Origin of the sequence: Vibrio sp. 2-2(8) (genome assembly GCF_963888495.1) — a bacterium.
Taxonomy (GTDB): domain Bacteria; phylum Pseudomonadota; class Gammaproteobacteria; order Enterobacterales; family Vibrionaceae; genus Vibrio; species Vibrio anguillarum.
In genome coordinates this window covers 255,433-278,362 of record NZ_CAWPJM010000011.1, presented here as the reverse complement: position 1 = coordinate 278,362, position 22,930 = coordinate 255,433, and the positions used below count along the sequence as shown (strand labels likewise).

At 43.5% G+C, this 22,930-nt stretch carries 18 protein-coding genes; 13 read left to right on the top strand and 5 right to left on the bottom strand.

Annotation, left to right across the window (positions count from 1 at the left end; translation table 11 throughout):
• Positions 1–75: 75 nt before the first annotated feature.
• Both znuB and znuC read right to left on the bottom strand, forming a co-directional pair.
• Complete coding sequence (gene znuB / locus AACV12_RS04010; protein WP_026027242.1) at positions 76–855, bottom strand: zinc ABC transporter permease subunit ZnuB; 780 nt, start codon at positions 853–855, stop codon at positions 76–78.
• A complete protein-coding gene (gene znuC, locus AACV12_RS04005; protein ID WP_013856354.1) occupies positions 848–1,630 on the bottom strand; it encodes a zinc ABC transporter ATP-binding protein ZnuC in 783 nt (260 codons plus the stop codon). Before znuC ends, znuB begins: the two co-directional genes overlap by 8 nt.
• Positions 1,631–1,714: 84 nt before the next feature.
• Here znuC and znuA point away from each other — a divergent pair, with 84 nt between their 5' ends.
• The 5 genes from znuA (at position 1,715) to AACV12_RS03980 (ending at position 9,650) form a co-directional block, all read left to right on the top strand.
• Positions 1,715–2,593 carry a zinc ABC transporter substrate-binding protein ZnuA gene (gene znuA / locus AACV12_RS04000; RefSeq protein WP_170899966.1) on the top strand — a complete coding sequence of 293 codons (879 nt, stop codon included), beginning with the start codon at positions 1,715–1,717 and terminating at the stop codon, positions 2,591–2,593.
• A gap of 172 nt (positions 2,594–2,765) precedes the next feature.
• Positions 2,766–6,128: an AraC family transcriptional regulator gene (locus AACV12_RS03995; protein WP_019280900.1), complete on the top strand. Its 3,363-nt coding sequence runs from the start codon at positions 2,766–2,768 to the stop codon at positions 6,126–6,128.
• Between the two features lie 794 nt (positions 6,129–6,922).
• A complete protein-coding gene (locus AACV12_RS03990) occupies positions 6,923–7,150 on the top strand; it encodes a FeoA family protein (RefSeq protein ID WP_013856356.1) in 228 nt (75 codons plus the stop codon).
• Entirely contained in the window at positions 7,150–9,423 is a 2,274-nt protein-coding gene (gene feoB / locus AACV12_RS03985) for a Fe(2+) transporter permease subunit FeoB (RefSeq protein ID WP_170899965.1), read from the top strand. The genes AACV12_RS03990 and feoB overlap by 1 nt, the downstream gene beginning before the upstream one ends.
• Positions 9,420–9,650, top strand: coding sequence for a FeoC-like transcriptional regulator (locus AACV12_RS03980; RefSeq protein WP_017045231.1), 231 nt, complete (start codon positions 9,420–9,422; stop codon positions 9,648–9,650). The genes feoB and AACV12_RS03980 overlap by 4 nt, the downstream gene beginning before the upstream one ends.
• 112 nt (positions 9,651–9,762) lie before the next feature.
• On the opposite strand, the gene AACV12_RS03975 is transcribed toward AACV12_RS03980, so the two are convergent.
• Both AACV12_RS03975 and argS read right to left on the bottom strand, forming a co-directional pair.
• Positions 9,763–10,191 (bottom strand): HIT family protein, encoded by a 429-nt coding sequence (locus AACV12_RS03975; protein ID WP_170899964.1) that lies wholly within the window; start codon positions 10,189–10,191, stop codon positions 9,763–9,765.
• 83 nt (positions 10,192–10,274) lie between these two features.
• Positions 10,275–12,011 (bottom strand): arginine--tRNA ligase, encoded by a 1,737-nt coding sequence (gene argS / locus AACV12_RS03970; protein ID WP_094123958.1) that lies wholly within the window; start codon positions 12,009–12,011, stop codon positions 10,275–10,277.
• Positions 12,012–12,216: 205 nt separating this feature from the next.
• Between argS and AACV12_RS03965 the strand changes: the two genes are divergently transcribed.
• Positions 12,217–12,813, top strand: a complete 597-nt coding sequence (locus tag AACV12_RS03965; RefSeq protein WP_094167585.1) for a VOC family protein — start codon at positions 12,217–12,219, stop codon at positions 12,811–12,813.
• 26 nt (positions 12,814–12,839) lie between these two features.
• Here AACV12_RS03965 and AACV12_RS03960 read toward each other — a convergent pair whose 3' ends face one another.
• Positions 12,840–15,617, bottom strand: a complete 2,778-nt coding sequence (locus tag AACV12_RS03960; protein WP_170899963.1) for an insulinase family protein — start codon at positions 15,615–15,617, stop codon at positions 12,840–12,842.
• A 214-nt stretch (positions 15,618–15,831) separates the two neighbouring features.
• Between AACV12_RS03960 and sixA the strand changes: the two genes are divergently transcribed.
• The 7 genes from sixA (at position 15,832) to AACV12_RS03925 (ending at position 22,926) form a co-directional block, all read left to right on the top strand.
• Positions 15,832–16,296, top strand: a complete 465-nt coding sequence (sixA, locus tag AACV12_RS03955) for a phosphohistidine phosphatase SixA (protein ID WP_017042529.1) — start codon at positions 15,832–15,834, stop codon at positions 16,294–16,296.
• Between the two features lie 181 nt (positions 16,297–16,477).
• On the top strand, positions 16,478–18,571 hold the full coding sequence (gene flhA, locus AACV12_RS03950) for a flagellar biosynthesis protein FlhA (RefSeq protein WP_170899962.1): 2,094 nt from the start codon (positions 16,478–16,480) through the stop codon (positions 18,569–18,571).
• Between the two features lie 52 nt (positions 18,572–18,623).
• Positions 18,624–20,111, top strand: coding sequence for a flagellar biosynthesis protein FlhF (gene flhF / locus AACV12_RS03945; RefSeq protein ID WP_017045235.1), 1,488 nt, complete (start codon positions 18,624–18,626; stop codon positions 20,109–20,111).
• 13 nt (positions 20,112–20,124) lie between these two features.
• Complete coding sequence (locus AACV12_RS03940; protein ID WP_010318888.1) at positions 20,125–21,012, top strand: MinD/ParA family protein; 888 nt, start codon at positions 20,125–20,127, stop codon at positions 21,010–21,012.
• The gene (locus tag AACV12_RS03935) at positions 21,005–21,739 is read left to right on the top strand and encodes an RNA polymerase sigma factor FliA (protein ID WP_010318887.1); all 735 of its coding nucleotides are present in this window, start codon (positions 21,005–21,007) and stop codon (positions 21,737–21,739) included. The genes AACV12_RS03940 and AACV12_RS03935 overlap by 8 nt, the downstream gene beginning before the upstream one ends.
• Positions 21,740–21,783: 44 nt before the next feature.
• Positions 21,784–22,152, top strand: coding sequence for a chemotaxis response regulator CheY (gene cheY / locus AACV12_RS03930; RefSeq protein ID WP_033197405.1), 369 nt, complete (start codon positions 21,784–21,786; stop codon positions 22,150–22,152).
• A 57-nt stretch (positions 22,153–22,209) separates the two neighbouring features.
• On the top strand, positions 22,210–22,926 hold the full coding sequence (locus AACV12_RS03925) for a protein phosphatase CheZ (protein ID WP_017045236.1): 717 nt from the start codon (positions 22,210–22,212) through the stop codon (positions 22,924–22,926).
• Positions 22,927–22,930: the final 4 nt, after the last annotated feature.

Below are 22,930 nucleotides of genomic sequence, written 5' to 3'. Positions count from 1 at the left end.
ACGCCTCCCTCAGTTTGAAGACAAACCCCGAACCTTGTTTCGGGGTTTTTACTTTAGATTCAATAGGTTTTGATACTAGCGTTTTACAAGTTGACTGCACATAAACATCGTTGTAGCTGTCACGACAACCGAAGGGCCTGCAGGTGTGTCAAAATGCCACGAGAGGATTAGCCCGCCCAGCACAGCTAAAGCGCCGACCAAAGAAGCCAATATTGCCATCTGCTCTGGGGTTTTTGTGAGTCGTCTAGCGGTCGCCGCGGGAATAATCAGCAGCGATGTCATAATCAGAGCACCAACAAATTTCATTCCTAGTGCAATCACCACCCCAATTAATAGCATTAGCAGCAAACGCATTAAATCAACGTTGATACCCTCAACAAACGCAAGCTCTTCGTTCACTGTAGTTGAAAGTAATGGCCGCCAAAAAAGAAATAGCAGTGCACTTACTGCAATCGCTCCCCCCCAAATGAAGGCTAAATCGGTAAAGTTCACTGCCAATAAATCGCCAAAGAGATAGCTCATTAAATCGATGCGAACGTTATCAAGGAAGCTTACTGCAATGAGACCAATGGATAACGAGCTGTGAGCGAGAATGCCGAGCAAAGTGTCTGTCGCCACAAGCTGCTGTTTCTGCATAGTAACCAAAATGATTGCAAGCCCAAGACAGCAAACGAGCAACGCAAGATAAAGGTTGATATCAAGCAAAAAGCCTAGCGCCAATCCCATCAGCGAGGCGTGTGCGAGGGTATCGCCAAAATAAGCCATTTTTCGCCAAACCACGAATGACCCAAGGGGACCTGCGATAACGGCAATACCAAGGCCTGCTAATATTGATGGAAGAAGAAATTCAATCATGATGGTGACCGTGTGAATGATTTGAACAGCAAGTTGCATCTCCTTTCACAGGTTGGCCTGCTAAGTCGTGATGATGCTGATGTTTGTGATGGTAAAAAGCTAAGGCTTCGCGATTGCGCGTACCAAATAAAGCGATATAGCTTGGGTGTTGAGTAATCGTTGCAGGTGAACCGAAACAGCAAACATGGTGATGAAGACAGATAACATCATCCGTTTTTGCCATCACCAGATGCAAATCGTGAGAGACCATGAAGACACCACAGCCGAAACGATGTCGTATGGCATCGATAAGATCATACAGATCAATTTGCCCTTGCACGTCAACACCTTGAGCTGGTTCATCAAGAATTAGAATATCTGGGCGTTGTAGCAATGCACGGGCGATAAGAATCCGTTGCGTTTCACCACCAGACAGCTTATGCATATCATAATCAAGAAGATGCTCGGCCCCGACTAGTCTGAGTGCGTCTAGCAACTCTTGTTGACTAAAACGTCCGGCCAAACTTAAAAATCGTTTAACGGGGAGTGGTAACGCGTCATTAAGTTTTAACTTTTGAGGAACATAACCAATTTTAAGGTTTTTTACGCGCGTCATCGTTCCGCTATGGACGGGCTGTAGCCCGAGCAATACTTTAACGAGCGTCGACTTGCCCGCACCATTAGGACCTATCAGTGTGGTAATCTTCCCTTTTTCTAGGTTGATACTGACATTGTCCAAAACACGGCGGTTGTTGAATTCGACACAAATGCCTTGCAGCTGAATTAAGTTGGACATGAATGGAACTTATTTGCAATTCGGAAGTGTTATAATGTAACATTTCGTTCCCTTTAACGCTATATACCGAATGGAAAAACCATCATGTTGCGTCAGATTATGCTCCTTCTTTGCTTAATAACATTATCGCCTTTGGCGTGGTCTACGGTCATTTTGACCAGCATCAAGCCGATTCAGATGATTACATATGAATTGACTCTCGATGTGAATGAACCAGAAGTACTACTGGGGGCAAATACCTCACCGCATGACTATGCGTTGCGCCCTTCTGATGTTAAAAAAGTCAGAGCGGCGGATTTAGTGATTTGGTATGGAAAAGACCTTGAGCCATTCTTAAGTAAGACATTAGCGAGTCACCACAACGTTTTGACCATCAGCCAAATTGATGGCCTGACACTGAGAGAGCTCAGTGGCGAACAACACGATCATGATGGGCATCACCATGGTATGTATGACCCACATTTTTGGCTTGGAACAGATCAAGCCAAGCAAGTGGCAGCGGCGATTACCGCAAGTTTAGTGAAAAGTGATAGCGCTAATGCCGAGCAGTATAAAGTAAACTTAGTCCGCTTTTTAGCTCAATTAGATTCGACCCATCAATCAATCATGCAGAAGATGAGCAAAATTAGTGATAAAGGATATTATGTTTTTCATGATGCATACGGCTATTTTGAACAGCAATACCATTTGAATAACCTCGGCCATTTTACCGTTAGTCCTGACAGAAAGCCGGGTGCTAAAACCCTAATCACCATTAAAAATTCAATCATTAATAATGAAGCGAAATGCGTGTTTTCAGAACCTCAGTTTACCCCGGCGGTGATTGATACTGTGACTCGTGGCACTAAGGTTAAAATGGGAGTACTTGATCCATTAGGCGCAGATATCAAAGTGAAAAGTGGCAGCTATTTTGAGCTGTTAAATCAGCTGAGCAACAACTTTTACACTTGTTTGTCTCAATAGATGTACGCTGTATTGTATGTTGTACGATCTGCACTGAAATCTAGGATAAAGATTCACAGATTGTCGCTTTCTTAGCTTCAAAAAGCCTTATCTTTGGTTAGAATGTTTTGATAATTATCGCCACGAAAAAACAGTTTGCAATTTGGCGTGCTATTGATTGAGGCTCTGTCTGTTGAAAGGAAAGAACGACTATTTTAAACCTTTGCTCTGGATCTTGGGTTTTCTGACGCTTTTATTAGCGCAGGGGACACAAGCTCTAGACAAAGCACCTTCCATCTTCTATCCATTGCCAGCTCAGGCTCAAGGGAAAATTTTTGCCGCACAAAATTTGTTTCTAGGTGAAGAAGGGGGAATTTGGATACACGATGTGCATGGCAAAGTGGTTTTCTTTGATGGGCAAAACATCCTTCCCCGGCGTGGCTCAGTGCTTTCACAAGAGAGCGAAAATATTACCTATCTTAATAACGCTTTTTGGACGTTCATTGATAATGAACTTTATCGAACTTATCCCGCACAAGATCGCGAATTAGTATTTAGCTTAACGCCTGGAATCATCATAAAAAAAATAGGTTCGTCAGGTAATTTCATCTGGTTAGCCGATGAGACGCACTTTTATACATACCATGCGCAAACCCACAAGTTAGTTACTTATTCTTTTAAAGAAATGTATCAATTAAATCAAGCTAGTCGATTGATCGTTAATGATGCGAAGTTTGTGCTTTCTAAATGGGTATTAGCCACTAATGCTGGAGTCTATCTGTCAGATGGAGAGAGTTTTTCTCACGTGCTCAGCTCTGGTAAAAACTTCATTGAGAAACTCTATTTTTCCGAGAAACGTAGAGAACTTGTGATTGGAACGCTCAATGGTGGGCTGATTATTGATGTCGAGGACCCAAAGCGCCAACAAAAGTTGGTTGGAGATTCCCATGTATTATCTGTTGCTGAGACAGATCAAGAGTATTGGATTGGTACTGAAGATGGATTATTTGTTCATTCGTTTTTGACAGGTAAAACCGTCAAGTTAGAAAGTAATGACCAAGACAACAATGGGTTACCAGGCAATAAAATTTATTCATTGGTCAATGACTTACAAGGTGGGATTTGGATCGCAACGGATAAAGGTATTCGTTACTTTTCTCTGTTTGGACAAAAATTTAAGCGCCATTCCATTGCACAGCTCAACAATAATCCCATAACAAAAATTGTGACAAGGTCAGATAATAAAGGCTATTTGTTTTTAACTCGACAAGGGTTGTACCAAGTCGATGCTGAAGATTGGCAAGAGCCTAAACTTATTTTCCCTGGAGAAGTGCATGATGTTGCTCAAATAGATGATCATTCTCTATGGATAGCTACACATACAGGCATCGTTATTTATCACTTGCAGACAAAAAAGATGATAGAAACGAGCGTTTTACCTCTGAAGCTGCGTTCGAATGATACTAAACACCTTGAATTTGATCATGAAGGACTGTTGTGGGGAGCAACAGGTAACCATTTGTGGTCATATCAGTTGGCCGATAACTCGCTAACCGATTTCGGTTCTGAATGGTTTGTTGATGCATTTTTGCCTGCAAAAATAATAAAACTTAAGTCAACTCGGCGAGGGGTATTTATCGGCACTGACCATGGTGTTTATCTTTTTGACAAAGGCAAAATTGTTTTTCTCCGAGCGACTAGTCATTATGGACAAAGCATTGATATATTTGAGAGTAGCAAGGGTGATGTTTGGTTTGCTAGTGCTTATGGCGTCTTTGTTTTGGCACATGATCGTAGTGATATTCGATCTATTGATATGGTTGAAGAGAATATTAGCCCCAAATGTTTAACTGAAACGGGCAACGGTATTTGGCTGACTTCCTCACAAGGAATCTCGCTCTATAATCCTATGGGTGAGATGGTAAAGCATTTTGGTGATCCACACGGATTGATGAATAATGAATTTAAAAGTGGAGTTTGCGAATCAAGTATTATCAATAACCAACAGCAGTTGCTGCTAGGTTCCCGTTTTGGCTTAGTGACAGCATGGTCCTCTGAACTCACGGTTGCTACCCCTCCTAATACCAATATTATCTTTAGCCAAGTGAATGTCGATCACATTCCTGTCATGTTCGGTCGTGGTCGTTTTCAGACACTAGAATTGGAATATGGAAGTTCGATAAGCTTTTTATTTGGAGCATTGCCAGAATCGAGAGCCTTATCATTGGAGTATCGTATTGCAGGGGATAAGGAGTGGCAGAGATTAGAAAGCGCTCAGTTGACACTTGATCACCTGTTACCTGGACACTATCGTTTGCTGGTGAGAAATTACAGTCCAAATCCGCAAAACAGTATGATAAACAGTCTATCATTTATTGTGGATAACCCGTGGTATTGGTCTTCATGGGCTATTGTTCTTTACCTTTGCCTTTCTATAGGCCTTATTGCTTTTGCTTCATGGTGGCGTTCTCGTTGGGTTACCAAAGTAAACCGAAAGTTAAAAGCTCAGGTGGCCTTGAAAACGGATCAACTACGGCATCAAAGCAAAATTGTTTTGACTAATAACCAGCAGTTGCGCAAGCAATTACAAATTCGCCATATCGTTGTTGAACAGATGTTAGATTCTATTACTCCTACATTAAATCAGCTGATTTATCGCTCCCAACTCCATCAACTCGCGCGACTTGAGTCTTTAGCTTTAAAAGTAAAACGTGAACTGGCGTTACTTCGTAACGTAAGAAATGATAAAACAGCGACTCAGTTGCTCTACGACCTATCGATAATCTTGAACTCTTGTGTGGACGGATGGCGTGAAGAGTTCGCGAAAGCGAATATTTCGTTGGCGGTGAACAATGAGCTTAAACAAGCTTATATTGAATCTGCCCATTTTAACCTAGACATCATTTTCAATACGCTACTGTCTGATGCGGTAAAACGTCTTTACAGAAATCAAGAGCTACAAATTCATTGTTATGAAAGGGAGAAAAGACTGTTTATTGTGATGATTGACTGTGGCGATCAGGTGCAGTCTATCAATAGTGATAAGCGTATCTCTGGTTTTGAACTAGAGGAAATGCAACTGTTAGTACAGCGCAGTGGTGGGGAAATACATATTTTTTCATCGCCAGAACGAAATTTAGTTGAGCTTTCTTGGCCATCAGTTGAGCTTGTGAGTGATGCACCTGAAATGATCGTCGTAGAGGAGCATTCAGAGGACAAGTTTATTGATGTAACGGAAAAAGAGTGGCTTAAAAAAGTCGAAAAATTGGTACACAATCACTATTCAGATCCTGAATTTAGTACCTCTAGTGCGGCCAAATCACTCTTCGTATCGGAGCGTAGTTTGCAGCGTCGTTTTAAAGCGATCACCAATAAAACATTCAAAGAGTATCTAAATGAGATCCGCTTAGAGAAAGCGTGCCAATATTTGCTCGCAGGAGGAAAAGTCGCCCAAGTCGCTTTTGATTGTGGGTTTAATGATCCGTCTTATTTCAGCCAAAGATTTAAACATCACTTCGGTTTATCGCCAACCCAATTTGTTGATGATAACGAGTAATACCGCCCCTGATAATAGTGATAACTTTCCTACTTGAAGACTTGAAGACTTGAAGACTTGAAGTTGCAGCGATGTTCGCGACATTCAGTCACCCTAATCACAAAGCTTATTCAGGTGTGTGGAGATGAACTCACTTTCCGCCGACCTGCAATCAAGCTGTATCTCCCTTCTTGATTAGATTGGCTGCTGTGTTAGCTACGCATATTTGTCTATGCTTGCGTAGATACACTCATTAATACTCAAAGTCGTAATATCAATTTATTTTGGGAATAACACTTACTCAATAAACAGGCTGGGTCGGTGATTGTGTTGCGGTAAAGATGAGATGAGTAGAAAAAAAAGATCGTGGTATAGCCGGGGGGACTATACCACGGGTGTCAATGACACCTTCGCTTGCTGCCGGAGTGATACGAGTAACACCCGTACCACCTCTGGAATTTGTATCTAAGGAGTAATTCCTTTCGATGGATTTACTATATGGCAAAGGACTTATTTCATTTATAAAATTAACGACAACCTAGTATAAGAAAAACGACAAAATATATAATTAACATTAACTGATTGATTTTAATGGTTTATTTTGATTTTTTCTGTTTTTGTTTATTTTTTTTATGTTGAGCTCATTTGTACCTGATAATTTTTTAACGTTTTTAACGTCAGTTTATTTACCGAAAACAACGTGATGGATTTATGCAATCTTTGATTTCACGCAATAAAATAGAGGGTTAGCGCGTGTATTATTCGCCTGTTAATAAAAATATTTCTCATTACCACTACCATTGAGAGTAAGATAGATGAAATTATCTCAATTAAATGAAGGGGATAGCGCGAGTATTGTCGCGTTCAATCAACTTCCAAATGACATTCGTAAAAAATTGATGGTGATGGGCTTGCTGCCTCTAACTACTGTTACGTTAATCAGAAGAGCTCCTATGGGAGATCCACTTCAACTTGAAGTGAGAGGCGTCTCTTTAGCGGTACGTGAAAATATAGCCGCTTGTATTGAAGTGGAGAGAGCGTAGTGCGATATCAAATTCTAACCGTTGGTAACCCTAATAGTGGCAAAACAACGTTATTTAATGGGCTGACTGGTTCTAAGCAACAAGTCGGTAACTGGGCTGGTGTTACAGTTGAGAAAAAAACGGGTCGCTACACTCATTCTGGAGATGAATTCATACTAACGGATTTGCCGGGCATCTACGCACTTGACAGTGGGAATGACAGTAACAGCATTGACGAATCCATTGCCTCTAGAGCGGTTCTTACACATCCTGCTGATTTAATCATTAACGTTGTGGACGTGACGTGTTTGGAGCGCAGTCTCTATATGACGCTTCAATTGAGAGAGCTCGGGCGTCCAATGATTGTGGTTTTGAATAAAATGGACGCTTTAAAAAGAGAGCGTCAAAGCCTAGACATTCAACAACTTGAGAAAGTTCTAGGTTGCCCCGTTTTTATGCTTTCTGCTACCAGTAAAGAGCAGGTGAGTCGATTCAAAGAAAAGCTGCATAAAGTACTGCTGCAAGGCGTAGCTCTTAAAGAACTGCTATTGGATTACGGCAGTGCATTTGAACAATCGATCGGAAAATTAGCCACTATTTTTCAACATAAGCAAGTGGCACCTCGCGCATTGGCTATTCGTGCTTTAGAAAATGATCTTTTGGTGATTAATGGATTACCAGAAGTGCAGCGTGAGCTTATCCAGAAAGAGCAATTGCAAAGTGGTTTGGATATTGATCTGCATGTCGCTGATACCAAATACACATTTTTGCATGAACAGTGCCAGCAGATCCGCAAAACCGAAGGGAAACTAAGCCACAGTTTTACACAAAAAGCAGATAAGCTGATTTTAAATAAATGGGTGGGTGTACCGTTTTTCTTTGTGGTTATGTACTTAATGTTTATGTTCTCGATCAATATTGGGAGCGCTTTCATTGATTTCTTCGACATTGGCGTCGGGGCGTTATTGGTTGATGGCGGGCACTACTTACTGGATGATCATTTGCCTATTTGGCTAGTGACATTATTAGCAGATGGCCTTGGCGGAGGTATTCAAACCGTCGCCACATTTATCCCAGTTATCGCTTGTTTGTACTTATTTTTAGCTGTACTCGAAAGTTCTGGCTATATGTCTCGCGCGGCTTTTGTTTTAGATAAAGTGATGCAGAAGATAGGCCTACCGGGTAAAGCGTTTGTTCCGCTTGTTTTAGGATTTGGTTGTAACGTTCCCGCGATTATGGCGACCCGAACTCTAGATCAAGAACGTGAACGTAAATTAGCGGCATCGATGGCACCCTTTATGTCATGTGGTGCACGTTTGCCCGTGTATGCGCTATTTGCTGCGGCGTTTTTCCCTGAAAGCGGTCAAAATGTAGTTTTTGCTCTTTATTTGTTGGGCATTTTAGCCGCAGTGTTCACTGGTTTGGTTTTGAAGCATACGCTCTATCCGGGTTCAAGCGACAGCCTAGTGATGGAGATGCCAGATTACGAGATCCCAACGCTGCAAAACGTCATGATCAAAACATGGCAGAAATTAAAACGTTTTGTTCTCGGTGCAGGGAAAACGATTGTCATCGTTGTTATGATCTTAAGCTTCCTCAATTCAGTTGGTACTGATGGCAGCTTTGGTAATGAAGATAGTGACAACTCCGTGTTATCAAAAGTGGCTCAAGTGGTTACTCCGGTATTTGCTCCTATTGGTATCAATCAAGATAACTGGCCAGCGACAGTGGGTATCATCACGGGTATTTTTGCAAAAGAAGCGGTAGTCGGAACATTAAACAATTTATATACCTCTGCTGAAGGTGATGAAAGTGAATATGACCTAATGGCGAGCCTACAAGAAGCGGTTATGTCTATTCCAGAAAACCTAACGGGATTAAGCTTCTCTGATCCGCTCGGTATCGAAGTCGGAGACTTGACAGACAGTAGCGCAGTGGCTGAAGAGCAAGCCGTAGATGCCTCAATCTTTGGTAATTTGAAACAGCACTTTGTCACTGGTCATGCCGCATTTGCCTACCTTATCTTCATTTTGCTTTACACGCCTTGTGTTGCAGCCATGGGGGCTTATGTTCGTGAGTTTGGTGCGAATTACGCTCGTTTTATCGCAGTATGGACGATGGGGCTTGCGTATGGTGGCGCCGCGCTTTATTACCAAGCGACAAGGATCACTGAAACCCCTGTCGAAAGTTTAACGTGGATTATTGCCATTGTTATGGCGAGTTTGTTGACCTTTAAAATGCTTAAGCGAAAAGGACTCCAGCAGAAAACGGTGCTTGAGGTACAAGTGGCATGATATTAAATGAGCTAAAGCGCTACATTGAAGAGAATGGGATCGTTAGCCGCTCGGCTATTGCGAAAAAATTTTCGCTCAGTGAGGATGGCGTTGACGCTATGTTAGCCGTGTGGATACGAAAAGGTGTGTTGTCGCGCACTATCGATACCAACAAGGCTAACCGCGTAACAAGAGTGCGTTATGGGCTTAACCGAAATAACGGGCTGTCTTTGACTGTCGTACTTTAGTCATAATTGATGCTAGGCATTCTGTCTGATAAACGAAAGCCGCTGATGTCAGCGGCTTTCAAACTTTTACCCAATCTATCTTTTACCTAGTATATGGTGTGAGAGACGACGTTTATCCTTTTCTAAAAATAGAACTCAGTGATAGAACATTTTGGATTTTGGTTAAGATCGCTTGCTGTTCTTGTTCGGCTCTCACTATCCCTTGAGTATTGCCCCAGATAGGCCCAGGCCATGCTACGTCATTTTTAAATCGAGCAACATGGTGAATATGGAGCTGAGGCACCATGTTACCCAGCGCACCTAAATTGAGTTTATCTGGACAAAACGTGGCTTCAAGAGCTTGGCTAACGGCTTGAGATTCGCATAAAAATTGTTGCTGTTCCTGCATTGGTAGATGATGCAACTCTTTCAAATTGGCACGTTTAGGCACCAGAATAATCCAAGGCACGGCATTATCTTTATGGAGTAAGGCTAAGCAAAGAGGAAATTCACCAATGACGGAAGTGTCTTTGGCCAGTTGTGGGTGGAGTTCAAAATTCATGTCAATCTCACTTGCACGGATGTTATCACCGATAAAAGAAAAGGCTGACCATGGTCAACCCTTTCATTCACTCATAGCTGTCGTTACATACGTTCTAATGTATCAATACCGAGTAGCGACAGACCTTGCTTGATGGTTTTTGCTGTCAACGCAGCCAGTTTTAGGCGGCTTTGTTTCACACTTTCATCTTCAGCGACTAAGATTGGGCATGCTTCATAGAAGCTAGAGAATTGGCCAGCTAATTCAAATAGGTAGCTACACATAATGTGAGGTTGGCCTTCGCGGGCAACAGCTTGTACCGCTTCTTCAAACTGCAGAAGTTTCGCAATCAAAGCTTTTTCTTTCTCTTGTGTGACTTTAATTTCACCCGTCAGGTTATCCATCGATACGCCTGCTTTAGCAAAAATTGACGCGACACGTGTGTAGGCATACTGCATGTAAGGTGCAGTGTTACCTTCAAATGCCAACATGTTGTCCCAGTCAAACACGTAATCGGTAGTACGGTGCTTAGAAAGATCAGCATATTTCACTGCGGCCATCGCGACAGTATTGGCAATGTTCGCTTTTTCTGCGGCGTCTAAATCAGGGTTTTTGGATTCAATTAATTTAGCGGCACGCTCTTGCGCTTCATCGAGAAGATCGGCCAGACGAACAGTACCGCCAGCACGAGTTTTGAACGGGCGGCCATCTTTGCCTAGCATCATACCAAAGGCGTGGTGTTCAAGAGTCACTTCTTCAGGTACATAGCCCGCTTTGCGGACAATCGTCCATGCTTGCATTAGGTGCTGATGTTGACGCGAGTCGATAAAGTACAACACACGGTCCGCACCTAAGGTTTCATAACGGTATTTTGCACACGCGATATCGGTTGTGGTGTATAAGAAGCCGCCATCACGTTTTTGGATGATAACGCCCATCGGCTCGCCATCTTTATTTTTGTATTCTTCAAGAAAAACGACTTGTGCGCCATCATCTTCTTGCGCCAAACCTTTTTCTTTTAAATCGGCTACGATGCCGGGCAACATGTCGTTGTACATGCTTTCGCCCATCACATCATCGCGCGTCAACGAAACATTCAAACGATCATAGTTACGCTGGTTTTGGATCATGGTGATGTCCACCAATTTTTTCCACATTTGAGCGCAGAATTCGTCACCGCTTTGTAGTTTGACCACATAATTTCGTGCTTTAGCAGCAAACACTTCATCTTCGTCGTAGAGTTTTTTTGACTCACGATAGAAAGCTTCAAGATCGGAAAGTTCCATTGAAACTTCGTTACCAGATTCTTGTTGCACACGTTCAAGGTTGGCTATCAACATACCAAATTGTGTGCCCCAGTCACCGATGTGGTTGGCGCGGATCACTTTATGGCCTAAAAATTCCAAGGTACGTACAACGGCGTCACCAATGATGGTTGAGCGTAAGTGGCCTACATGCATCTCTTTGGCAACGTTAGGCGCTGAGTAGTCTGCGACGATCGTCTTCTGCGCTTCTTTGGTTACACCAAGGTGCTCATCTGCTAGGGCGATATCCGCTTGTTTAGCAAGAAACGCTTCACTGAGGAAAATGTTGATAAAACCTGGGCCTGCAATTTCCGTTTTGCTCGCAATGCCATCGAGGTCCAGAACATCCAATACTTTTTGAGCAAATTCTCGCGGGTTGGTACCCAGTTGCTTAGCTACGCCCATAATGCCATTGGCTTGATAGTCACCAAATTGCGCTTTGGCCGATTGGCGAACAGCAGCAGGACTGCCAGCTGGTGCGCCTGCGGCTTCAAGAGCCTGAGATACTTTGTCATTAATCAGTGCTTGGATATTCACACGCGTTTCCTTTAATTCTTGGAATTGCAAAGGTATGCATTTTATTCACCATTTAGTGCCAATACATATCTTAATTTTGTTCATCATTTGGCGCACATAATACCAATTTTATTGAGGCGCTTATAGGGACTAAATTAGGAAATTTTCTACTTTTCGAAGAGTTGTTGGTACTATTAGACGATAATCATCATTTTGGACCATTTAAATGCTTGAACCATTAAAGAATGCAGCGCTTCATCCTGAACAGCTTAAGCAGAATTTAGATAAATTTATGCATAAAATTCAAGAATTAACCAAAATTTTGCATATTGATTTATCCACAAATCAAGCTGACCACATTGCACTGCGCATTAATGATCGTAAATTAGCGTCATTAGCACATGCGGCATGGCTGGAGGAAGGGCGAGAAATATCGAGTGCTCAGATAAATGGCCGTCCTATCATTGTGATTGAATTTACGGTGCCGCTATCGGCTAATAGTTGGTCAATAGAATGTTTGGAATTGCCTTACCCTGCCGAGGGAAAAATTTATCCAGAGCAGAGCTGGGAGCATGTGGAATTTGTGGTGCCATCTGAGGCACAAACCGCGCAAGCCTATTTGCAGGATATACTGTCGGTTTACCCACAATTAAAAGAATGCTGGACAACATTAGACACTCAAGGTGTTCAAGTTAAATTGTCCAGTCCAAAAGGGGAAGGAGAGCGATTACATAACCCGACGGTTGCATTTAAGTGGCAAGGCGTGTGCATTAAACTGCATCCCCACTCTTTAAAAGAGATCGTAAAATCAGAGCAAAGATAAATTGCTCTGATGGTGATGAAGTACTGTTATCCTAAGTTATAGCTTTTAGGCCGAAGCTGGAACGCTTCAATTGAGCCGATTTCTTGCCCTAAACTGAGTTTCTGAACCGTTTGATGTGCATTTCCTTGGCTGTGCATGATCAGTCGATTGGCGGTCCTTGGTTTTAGCTCATTGACCACAAAGCGGATCATATCACTGCGACTGAGTGATTTCAGTTCACTCAAAACCTGCTCTCTTTGATCAAAGCCGGCATCTTTATTGCCGATAGCAACCCAAAGTCTTTGCGCACGGCTGCGAAGGGTGGGGTCGGGGGTTGAAATTTGATTCCACAAACCGCGTTTACTGCTGTGCCACTGGTATTCGTTTAGCTCCAGCAGCACCATGTAAAAAGCATTTAAAAATTCATCTACAGCGCTAATCAGCTCATAAGGAGCAGCATTCGGTGACTGGACATAGAGTACGATGCCTGGGTGACGGTTTAATGGCATGTTGCCCGTTCCGACCATATAACCAAGTTGTTGCTTAGTGCGAATTTCATGAAAAAATGTAGCGGACATCAAGTGATTAGCTAATGAATATAAGGCGATGCTGCGCGGTGCGGCATCATTGCACTGATAATAGACCACCACAGCAGAATCTTCTTGATCGCAGTGAACCTCTTTTTGAAAAGTCCCACTCTCTCCGAGCATGACGAGTGGTCTTAATGATTCCTCGTACTCTTGATCTTTGACTCGTAATGCATTTTTAAGCGTATCTGCCATCGCTTGTGCATCACTTCTTAACCAGTCGCCATAGACAAACATCTCAACATGAAGTTGCGCTAATATTTGTTCAACGAAATCACTGAGCTCATCGACTTCTATCTGTTTTAAGGCACCAAGTAGCGTTTCATAAGGAGGGTTGTTGGGTTGTAAAATACCCGTCATTGCATTGAAAAGCTGCGAAATTGGACGATCTTTAGTGGTATTTTGCCAGTTACGAAGCAGTTGTTGCTTGATGGTGTTAAAGCGTTTTAGGCTAAAATCACGTTTAGCAAAGCGTGCGAGAATCATCTCCATTAACTGTGGTTGTTTTTCGCTAAAACCAGAAAGCATCAGGGTGACGCCGCCTTGATGAGCGTACATGTTGTAACTCATCCCAGCAATTTCTGCTTGATAAGTTTCCGTGGCCAGCGAGTCTAAAAACATTTCCACACAGAGACGTGTTTTAACAATATTTCGAGCAGTGGCTACCGAGATGGGGCTATCAATCGCGATGTAAATTACCCCTTTAGGCACTCTAAATTCATGGTCTTGTAGATGCCATAAACGAAAGCCTGGTAACTCTTCAATGATTTCCGGGTGTAAAGACGTTGAAGGCTCTAACGGTTTTGGGTCTAAGTCGTAACAGATAAAAGGATTGAGTGGCGGTAAGTTTGTTTCAATGTCGCAAGGGGTTGCGAATGCTGCAAGTTGTGACGCCGATAATGGAGTAATTGAATAAGGTGTAAAATACCATTTCGCTTTCTTATCGTAATACCCATCTTTAGCAATTAACGTGGCGCGTAGATTTTCAGGAGTCAAATAATGAAGTGCTTGCTTAAGTAGTGATTCGTTGTAGCCCGCCATCATGTAATCGCCATAGATGGTGTCTTGCGGCTGATAGTGCTGCATATTAACCACTAAATGGCTGACCATGTCTAATGGCCTTGTCGTTTCTTGAAAGCGAAAAGCCGATTCAAGCACCGCTCTTTTCTCAAGGTAACGCCATTCGTTTAGCCCCTGATCTGCGATTAATTTAATCTGAGTAAAGAGTGACTGGATGATGTTATCGACCTGTTTTACGCCTTCATGTGTCAGGCTAAAACTTATCGAAAACTCACGATAATTGCTGCCACTCGCGCCGCCTCCAGCCGATAAGGACGTGATCCAACCTTTCTCTTTTAATGCCAGCATTAAACTGCCTTCACCTTCGTAACCGATGAGATGGGCGAAATAAGAGAGAGGTTTGACATGATAAAAGTCATCCGTGCTTGGGGCAGGGAAGCTTAAAATCAGTTTGCGGATCTCTTTTCGTGGCTCGATTTGAATCAAGACGCCTCGGTGCGCGTCTAAAACAAAAGGCACCTCTATTTTTTTCGGGCCGAGCTGTTTATTTGGGATGGAGGAAAATTCATCTCTTGCCCACTGCTCTAACTCATCAAGTGTCTGTGGGCCTGCTAGCGAGAGCGTCATCAAATCAGCCGAGTAATTTTCATGGTGAAAACGGACAATTTCTTCACGGATAGAGACACCATTTCTATCACACAGCGTTTCTAAATTACCCACTGAAAATTTAGCAAACGGGTGTTGCGGATTGATGGTTTCTTTTTGAACCTGATAGAGCCTTCTCGAATCATCATTCTGTTTGAGTTTAAATTCAGAATCCACCGCTTGGCGTTCTTTATCTAGGGCTTCTTCATTAAACAAGGGGGCACAAAAGAATTGGCTGAATCGGTCCAAGGCTTTTTCAAAATGATTTGGGCTTACATCAAAGAAAAAACAGGTGTGCTCTGTACCAGTCCATGCGTTATTGCTGCCACCATGTTGATTAATAAAACTTTGAAACTCACCAATTTTCGGGTACTTTTCTGTGCCTAAAAACAGCATGTGTTCCAGATAGTGGGCAAGACCTTCTCTGTCTTCAGGGTCATCAAAATGCCCCACATTAATCGCTAAAGCAGCGGCTGACTTTTGTGCATCATCCGCTTGAATAAGTAATGTTCTCAGACCATTAGTTAACGTAATGTAGCGGTATTGGTTGGTGTCGTTAGGGCTTAAATGCACAGTGACTCTCCACAGAAAAGGCTTTTTTAATTATGGCGTTGAAACGGTTAGGTGCAAATTTCAAGCAATGATTTTATGAGCGAAGTGCCATTTTAGTCCTTCAGGAGACTTTTTAATAGACTGTTAACAGTGTCGAAGTCTTTGCTTGGTTGCCTGATATAATCGAGAATAAAGCCGCCTAGACGGCATAGATAATAACCACTAGGAATGAGTAATGAAGATTTTTATTATGCGTCACGGAGAAGCTGAACATTATGCAGCGAGTGATGCACAAAGGGCCTTAACCGAAAGAGGTCTTCGTGAGTCTGTTGCTGTGGCTCGTGCTTGTGAAAAGCAAGATCTTCGCCATGTAGATAAAGTATTGGTAAGCCCTTACTTACGGGCGCAGCAAACTTGGGCTGCGATAGCCTCTTATTTTAATGCCGATGATGTTGTGACCTGTGATGACATCACACCTTATGGGAAAGCGGAAGTGGTATTTGAGTATGTCTCTGCCTTGGCCGATGTAGAACAAATCGAATCAGTGCTGCTGGTGTCTCATTTACCGTTAGTTGGCTATCTCGCGGCTGAATTCGTTACCGATTTAGTCCCTCCAATGTTCCCCACATCCGGTCTGATTGGTATCGAATATGATAGAGAGTTGCGTAAAGGACAGCAGATCTGGAGTATTAATCCTTAAACCACCATTCAAAGTAAAAGAAGTTCACGTAATTTGAATAACTAGGCTACGTTAAGTGAAGGGTTATTGCCTTTACCAATGTAGCCATTATTTTGACTGTTTTACTGGACTAAAAATTGCATTGCCGAGTTAACGCATTGTCGCATTTATAGATATTTATCAACAGATTGCTTGCTAACCTATGAAATTTACTCTCCCATTTGCAGATAAATTGCCATCAATACCGCAGCGAAGTATGCCAGCAATCGGTGCGCCGGTTATGGTATTGGCCACGTTGGCTATGGTCGTTTTACCGATCCCAGCCTTCCTATTGGATCTGTTTTTCACTTTTAACATTGCCTTATCGATGGTGGTGTTACTCGTCACTGTCTATACCCGTAGACCGCTTGATTTTGCTGCTTTTCCTACGGTTTTGCTTATTGCAACCTTACTTCGACTAGCCTTGAACGTCGCTTCAACCCGTGTGGTTTTATTGTATGGTCATGAAGGCCCTGGGGCGGCTGGTAACGTCATTGAAGCGTTTGGTAGTGTGGTGATCGGTGGTAACTACGCCGTTGGTTTAGTGGTGTTTTTGATCTTGATGATCATTAACTTCATGGTAGTAACCAAAGGTGCGGGACGTATTTCTGAGGTGAGTGCTCGCTTTACCCTAGATGCCTTGCCGGGTAAGCAAATGGCCATAGATGCGGACTTAAATGCGGGTTTAATCGATCAAGACCAAGCGCGGCTGAGACGCTTCGAAGTAACCAAAGAAGCGGATTTCTACGGTTCAATGGACGGTGCGTCAAAATTTGTTAAAGGGGATGCGATTGCTGGGATCTTAATTTTGTTCATCAACATCATTGGTGGCTTATCGATTGGTATGGCGCAATATGGGTTGGGTTTTAAAGAAGCGATCCAAATCTACACACTGCTGACCATTGGTGACGGCTTAGTGGCTCAGATCCCCTCATTGCTGCTTTCGATTGGTGCTGCCATGATGGTTACCCGTCAAAATACCGATGAAGATATGGGAGAGCAAGTCGTCTTCCAACTGTTTGACAACCCTAAAGCATTGATGATTACCGCTTGTATTCTCGGCATCATGGGCATTGTACCGGGTATGCCTCACTTTGCTTTCTTATTGCTAGCCGCATTAGCGGGTGGTTGCGCGTATTGGATGATACGCAAACAGAAAAAAACCGCCGATGAAAAGAAACTGCCTGCAAAAGTGGACAAAGAAGCACCCACTCAAAAAGAGCTCTCTTGGGATGATGTTCAACCCGTTGATGTGATTGGCTTAGAAGTGGGCTATCGATTGATACCGCTGGTGGACCGAGATCAAGGTGGAGAGCTGCTCGAACGCGTAAAAGGTGTTCGGAAAAAACTGTCGCAAGACTTTGGCTTTCTCATCCCCGCAGTGCATATTCGCGACAATTTAGAATTAACACCCAATAGTTATCGCATTACCTTAATGGGGGTTGCTGTTGGTGAAGCGGAGATCCGCCCAGATCAAGAACTGGCGATTAACCCTGGTCAAGTCTATGGTGTTATTGACGGTGAACGCACACTCGACCCTGCATTCGGCCTTGAAGCGGTTTGGATCCGTGAAGAACAACGTGAACACGCACAAGCTCTCGGTTACACAGTTGTGGACTCATCGACCGTACTCGCCACTCATTTGAGTCAGCTTCTCACTAATAACGCCTCGCAACTGATTGGTCATGAAGAGGTTCAAAACTTAATTGAAATGCTGGGTCGCTCAGCGCCAAGGCTAGTTGAAAACTTCGTTCCAGATCAACTGCCGTTGGGTACAGTCGTCAAGGTACTGCAAAACCTACTCAATGAAGCGATTCCAATCCGAGATATTCGAACCATAATACAAACCTTGGCGGAGTATTCTGGGCGGAGTCAAGAACCTGACATCCTAACGGCGGCCGTTCGAATCTCATTGAAGCGTTTAATCGTCCAAGAAATCAATGGGATAGAACCTGAACTACCAGTGATAACACTGATTCCTGAGCTGGAACAAATATTGCATCAAACCATGCAGGCGTCAGGAGGAGAATCGGCAGGTATTGAGCCAGGCTTAGCAGAGCGTCTACAAGCTGCACTGAGCCATGCAACGCAAGAACAAGAATTGAAAGGTGAGCCCGCCGTGTTACTCACGTCTGGTGTGCTTCGTTCAACTTTGGCGAAGTTTGTGAAAAACACGATACCTAATTTGCGTGTGCTCTCTTATCAAGAAATACCTGACGAGAAACAAATTCGGATTGTTCAAGCCGTTGGTAACTAACGAAACTGCTGTTACCTAATCGGGCTTTAGCCATTTAACACGGATATCTGCTTTGAAAATAAAACGATTTTTTGCCAAAGATATGCGAACAGCGCTGCTGCAAGTGAAAGAAGAGCTTGGTGCGGAAGCGGTGATCATGTCGAATAAAAAAGTCGCGGGTGGTGTGGAAATCGTTGCCGCTGTGGATGGTGAACAGCCCACCCAGCAAAACAGTGCCAAGCGCTATAATTCGCAGCCTAGACAACAAGGTTACACCCAAGTCACCCCGTCTTTGAACAAATCCTCTCGTGAGTTGGATGATGATCGAGTCAGCCTGCAAAACAGTGCAGACACTGGGCGTTCAATGACCAAACGTTTTGCAAATATGTTAAAGCAGTACAGCGCACCAAGTGGCTCAGATTCGGACTATCACGCCGAAAATGAAGATTCGCTCTCTGCATTATTGCAACGTCAATCAGGTTCATCTAACACCAACTCAGGACACGGTAATGCAGAGTTACGAGCCGATTCGCCATTAGCGAAGTTAATTGCAGAGGATAGAAGAGCGTCCACCCGTCAAACGCCGAAGCTAGATCCGTCGCGTTATGATCGTTACCCAACGCAAGAGGCGAGTGTTTCGAACCCAGAGCTGGAAAACATGCGTGAAGAGATGACCTCAATACGCCGCCTGTTAGAACATCAAGTGTCAGGATTAATGTGGCAAGAAGTTGAGCGTCGAGAGCCTTTGCGTGCCATGCTCATTAAAAGACTTGAGCGCATGGGGGTTTCACAAGAACTGGCTGACCAGCTTGCGTGCTATATCCCAGAAGATACTGCTCCAACTAAAGCTTGGAAGGCACTGCTTGGCTTAGTGGCTGATCAAGTCCCTGTTTCCAAACAAGATATTCTGAAACGTGGTGGTGTGGTTGCGCTATTAGGCCCAACAGGGGTTGGTAAAACCACCACCATTGCTAAACTAGCCGCTCGCGCCGCTATGGAGTATGGCGCTGATAACGTCGCTCTAGTCACCACAGATACCTACCGTATCGGTGCTCATGAACAGCTCTCTATTTATGGCCGAATCATGGGTTGTCCAGTAAGAGTTGCTAAAGATTCCAGTGAGTTAGCCGATGTAATATATCAGCTAAGAAATCGGCGTTTAATTTTAGTTGATACCGCGGGGATGGGGCAGCGTGATGTTCGGTTATCAGAGCAGCTCGATACCCTGATGCAAGAGAGTGGCGAAATCATCCACAGTTACCTTGTTCTGCCTGCAACGGCACAAAGAAAAGTATTACAAGAAACAATCGAGCACTTTAGAAGGATCCCTCTTTCAGGGTGCATTATGACTAAGCTTGATGAGTCATTGAGCTTAGGGGAATTTGTGAGTGTCGTGGTTCAAAACGCACTGCCCGTTGCTTACATCGCGAATGGCCAGCGTGTACCAGAAGATATTGTGATTGCCCAGCCGAAGTACATGGTTGCAAAGGCAAACGAATTGCTAGAGAAGTCGACAGAGAATGAACCTCACTATTGGAGCAGCGACTCCGAGAGATTCTAGGCGGCGGACAAATATGGCGAATAATATGATATATGACCAAGCGAGCGGTTTACGCCGCTTAACTCAACCGTCACTGACCAAAGTCATATCTGTGACTGGTGGTAAAGGTGGTGTGGGTAAATCTCACGTGACACTCGGCATGGCGATCTGCATGGCTCGTCAAGGCAAAAAAGTCATGGTGTTGGATGCAGACTTAGGTTTAGCTAACGTGGATGTTATGCTTGGCATACGCCCGAAGCGAAACTTAGGGCATGTACTGGCTGGCGAGTGTGAACTCAAAGATGCCATCGTCGAGGGGCCTTTTGGGATACGAATAATTCCAGCGACCTCGGGCACACAGTCGATGACAGAGTTGTCACACGCCCAACATGTTGGTTTAATACGCGCCTTTGGCAGTTTAGAAGATGAGATGGATATTCTGCTCATCGATACAGCCGCAGGTATTTCTGATATGGTCGTGAGCTTCTGTCGCGCCGCACAAGATGTAGTGATCGTGGTATGTGACGAACCGACATCCATCACCGACGCCTACGCGCTGATCAAGCTCTTAAGTCGTGAACACCAAGTGCAACGTTTTAAAATTGTGGCCAATATGGTGAGAAGTTATCGTGAAGGACGGGAATTATTTGCTAAATTAACTTTAGTGACAGAAAGATTCCTAAATGTGAGCCTTGAACTTGTTGCTTGCATACCTTTGGATGATAAAGTGCGACAAGCAGTAAAAAAACAAAAAATAGTGGTCGATGCGTTTCCACGGTCACCTGCGGCACTGGCAATCAGCTCGTTGGCAAGTAAAGCGTTAACGTGGCCAATTCCAAGAACGCCGACAGGCCATCTGGAATTTTTTGTCGAGCGTTTGCTAAATAGAACAGAAAGTGTAGGGGAACCATTCGGTGAATAAAGCGCTTACTTATGACCAACACGGAAACCTAAAGAGCCAACAAGCATTTTTAGAAAAATACTCTGTATTGGTTAAGCGTATTGCACACCATTTAGCAGGTCGCCTGCCACCAAACGTATTGGTCGAAGATCTAATACAAGCCGGTATGATAGGCCTACTTGAAGCACAAAAAAATTATGATGGGAGTAAAGGTGCAAGCTTTGAAACCTACGCAGGAATTCGAATTCGTGGAGCTATGCTTGACGATATTCGGCGTGGTGATTGGGTTCCACGCTCGGTTCATAAACACAACCGAGAGATAACCCATGCAATTTCAGTTCTAGAAGGTGAGCTAAACCGAAACCCAACTGATACAGAAGTTGCGAAGTATTTAGGCATGTCGCTGGATCAGTACCATACTGTATTAACTGACATTAATTGCTCACGGATTGTCGGAATCGAAGATTTAGGTATTTCTGATGATGCAATTTCTCCTCTGGATGACGATGAAGACAACTCGCCATTTAAGGGAGTCGCCGATGAATCGTTTCGTAAAGCATTGGTTGAATCAATAAAATCACTTCCAGAACGTGAAGCTTTGGTACTTTCGCTCTATTATGATGAAGAGCTAAACTTAAAAGAAATTGGTGAAGTTCTAGGTGTTAGCGAATCCCGCGTTAGCCAGATACTAAGCCAATCTATGCAGCGACTAAGAACGAAGTTAAGTTCTTGGACGCAAAATGACTAATATCACTGATTTCGAGCTCAGTGGAGGCAATTTTGAATAAAAACATGAAGATCCTTATTGTTGACGACTTTTCAACAATGCGCCGTATTGTTAAGAATCTACTTCGTGATTTGGGCTTCAATAATACCCAAGAAGCAGATGATGGCCTGACAGCGTTGCCTATGCTAAAGAAAGGTGATTTTGAGTTTGTGGTTACAGACTGGAATATGCCGGGCATGCAAGGCATCGATTTGTTGAAAAATATCCGAGCAGATGCAGAACTTAAGCATCTGCCTGTTCTGATGATCACCGCAGAAGCAAAACGCGAACAAATCATCGAGGCTGCTCAAGCAGGTGTGAATGGTTATATCGTAAAACCTTTTACTGCTGCTACGCTTAAAGAAAAACTGGATAAAATTTTCGAGCGTTTATAAAGCGTGTGGTCACAGACAAAAGGTGCTCTATTCATTTATGCGCGAAAAGGCTAATCGATGATTTCATTAGAACAAGCAAAAGAACTCGTTCAGCTACTGGAAAATGGACAGCAAGATCAGGCGAATCAACTCTTTAAAGAGACCTACGACAAAGCAAGCAATCCAATGCTGCAAGAAATAGGCACTTTGACAAGGGAACTGCATGAATCGCTCAAACAGTTCAACCTTGATGAACGGATGGCTGAGATTGCAAATGACGAAATTCCAGATGCAAGGGATCGTCTTCAATACGTAATTGATAAAACGGAAGTGGCTGCGAATAAAACAATGGATGCAGTGGATCGATGTATGCCGATCGCTGACAGCCTTCACGAAGGTCTGTTAAAAGTGCGTCCACAATGGAATGAGTTGATGCATGGACGTATTGATCTCATTGAGTTTAAAGCACTTTGTCACCGTATTGATGATCTACTATCACAAGTTGAAGGCAACAGCAGCGAATTGCGAGGTCAGCTAACTGAGATATTGATGGCTCAAGACTTTCAAGATCTCACTGGCCAAATAATTCGGCGTGTTATTACGCTGGTTAATGAAGTTGAGAAACGCCTAGTTGAGATTCTCACTGCCTTTGGGGCTAACCAAATAGAACAAAAAACAGACAAGAAGAACCCATCTATCGAACCTGAAGGTCCTATTTTGAACCCTCATGAAAGAGCCGATGCGGTTTCATCTCAAGACGAAGTCGATGATTTGTTATCGAGTCTTGGTTTTTAGGGGT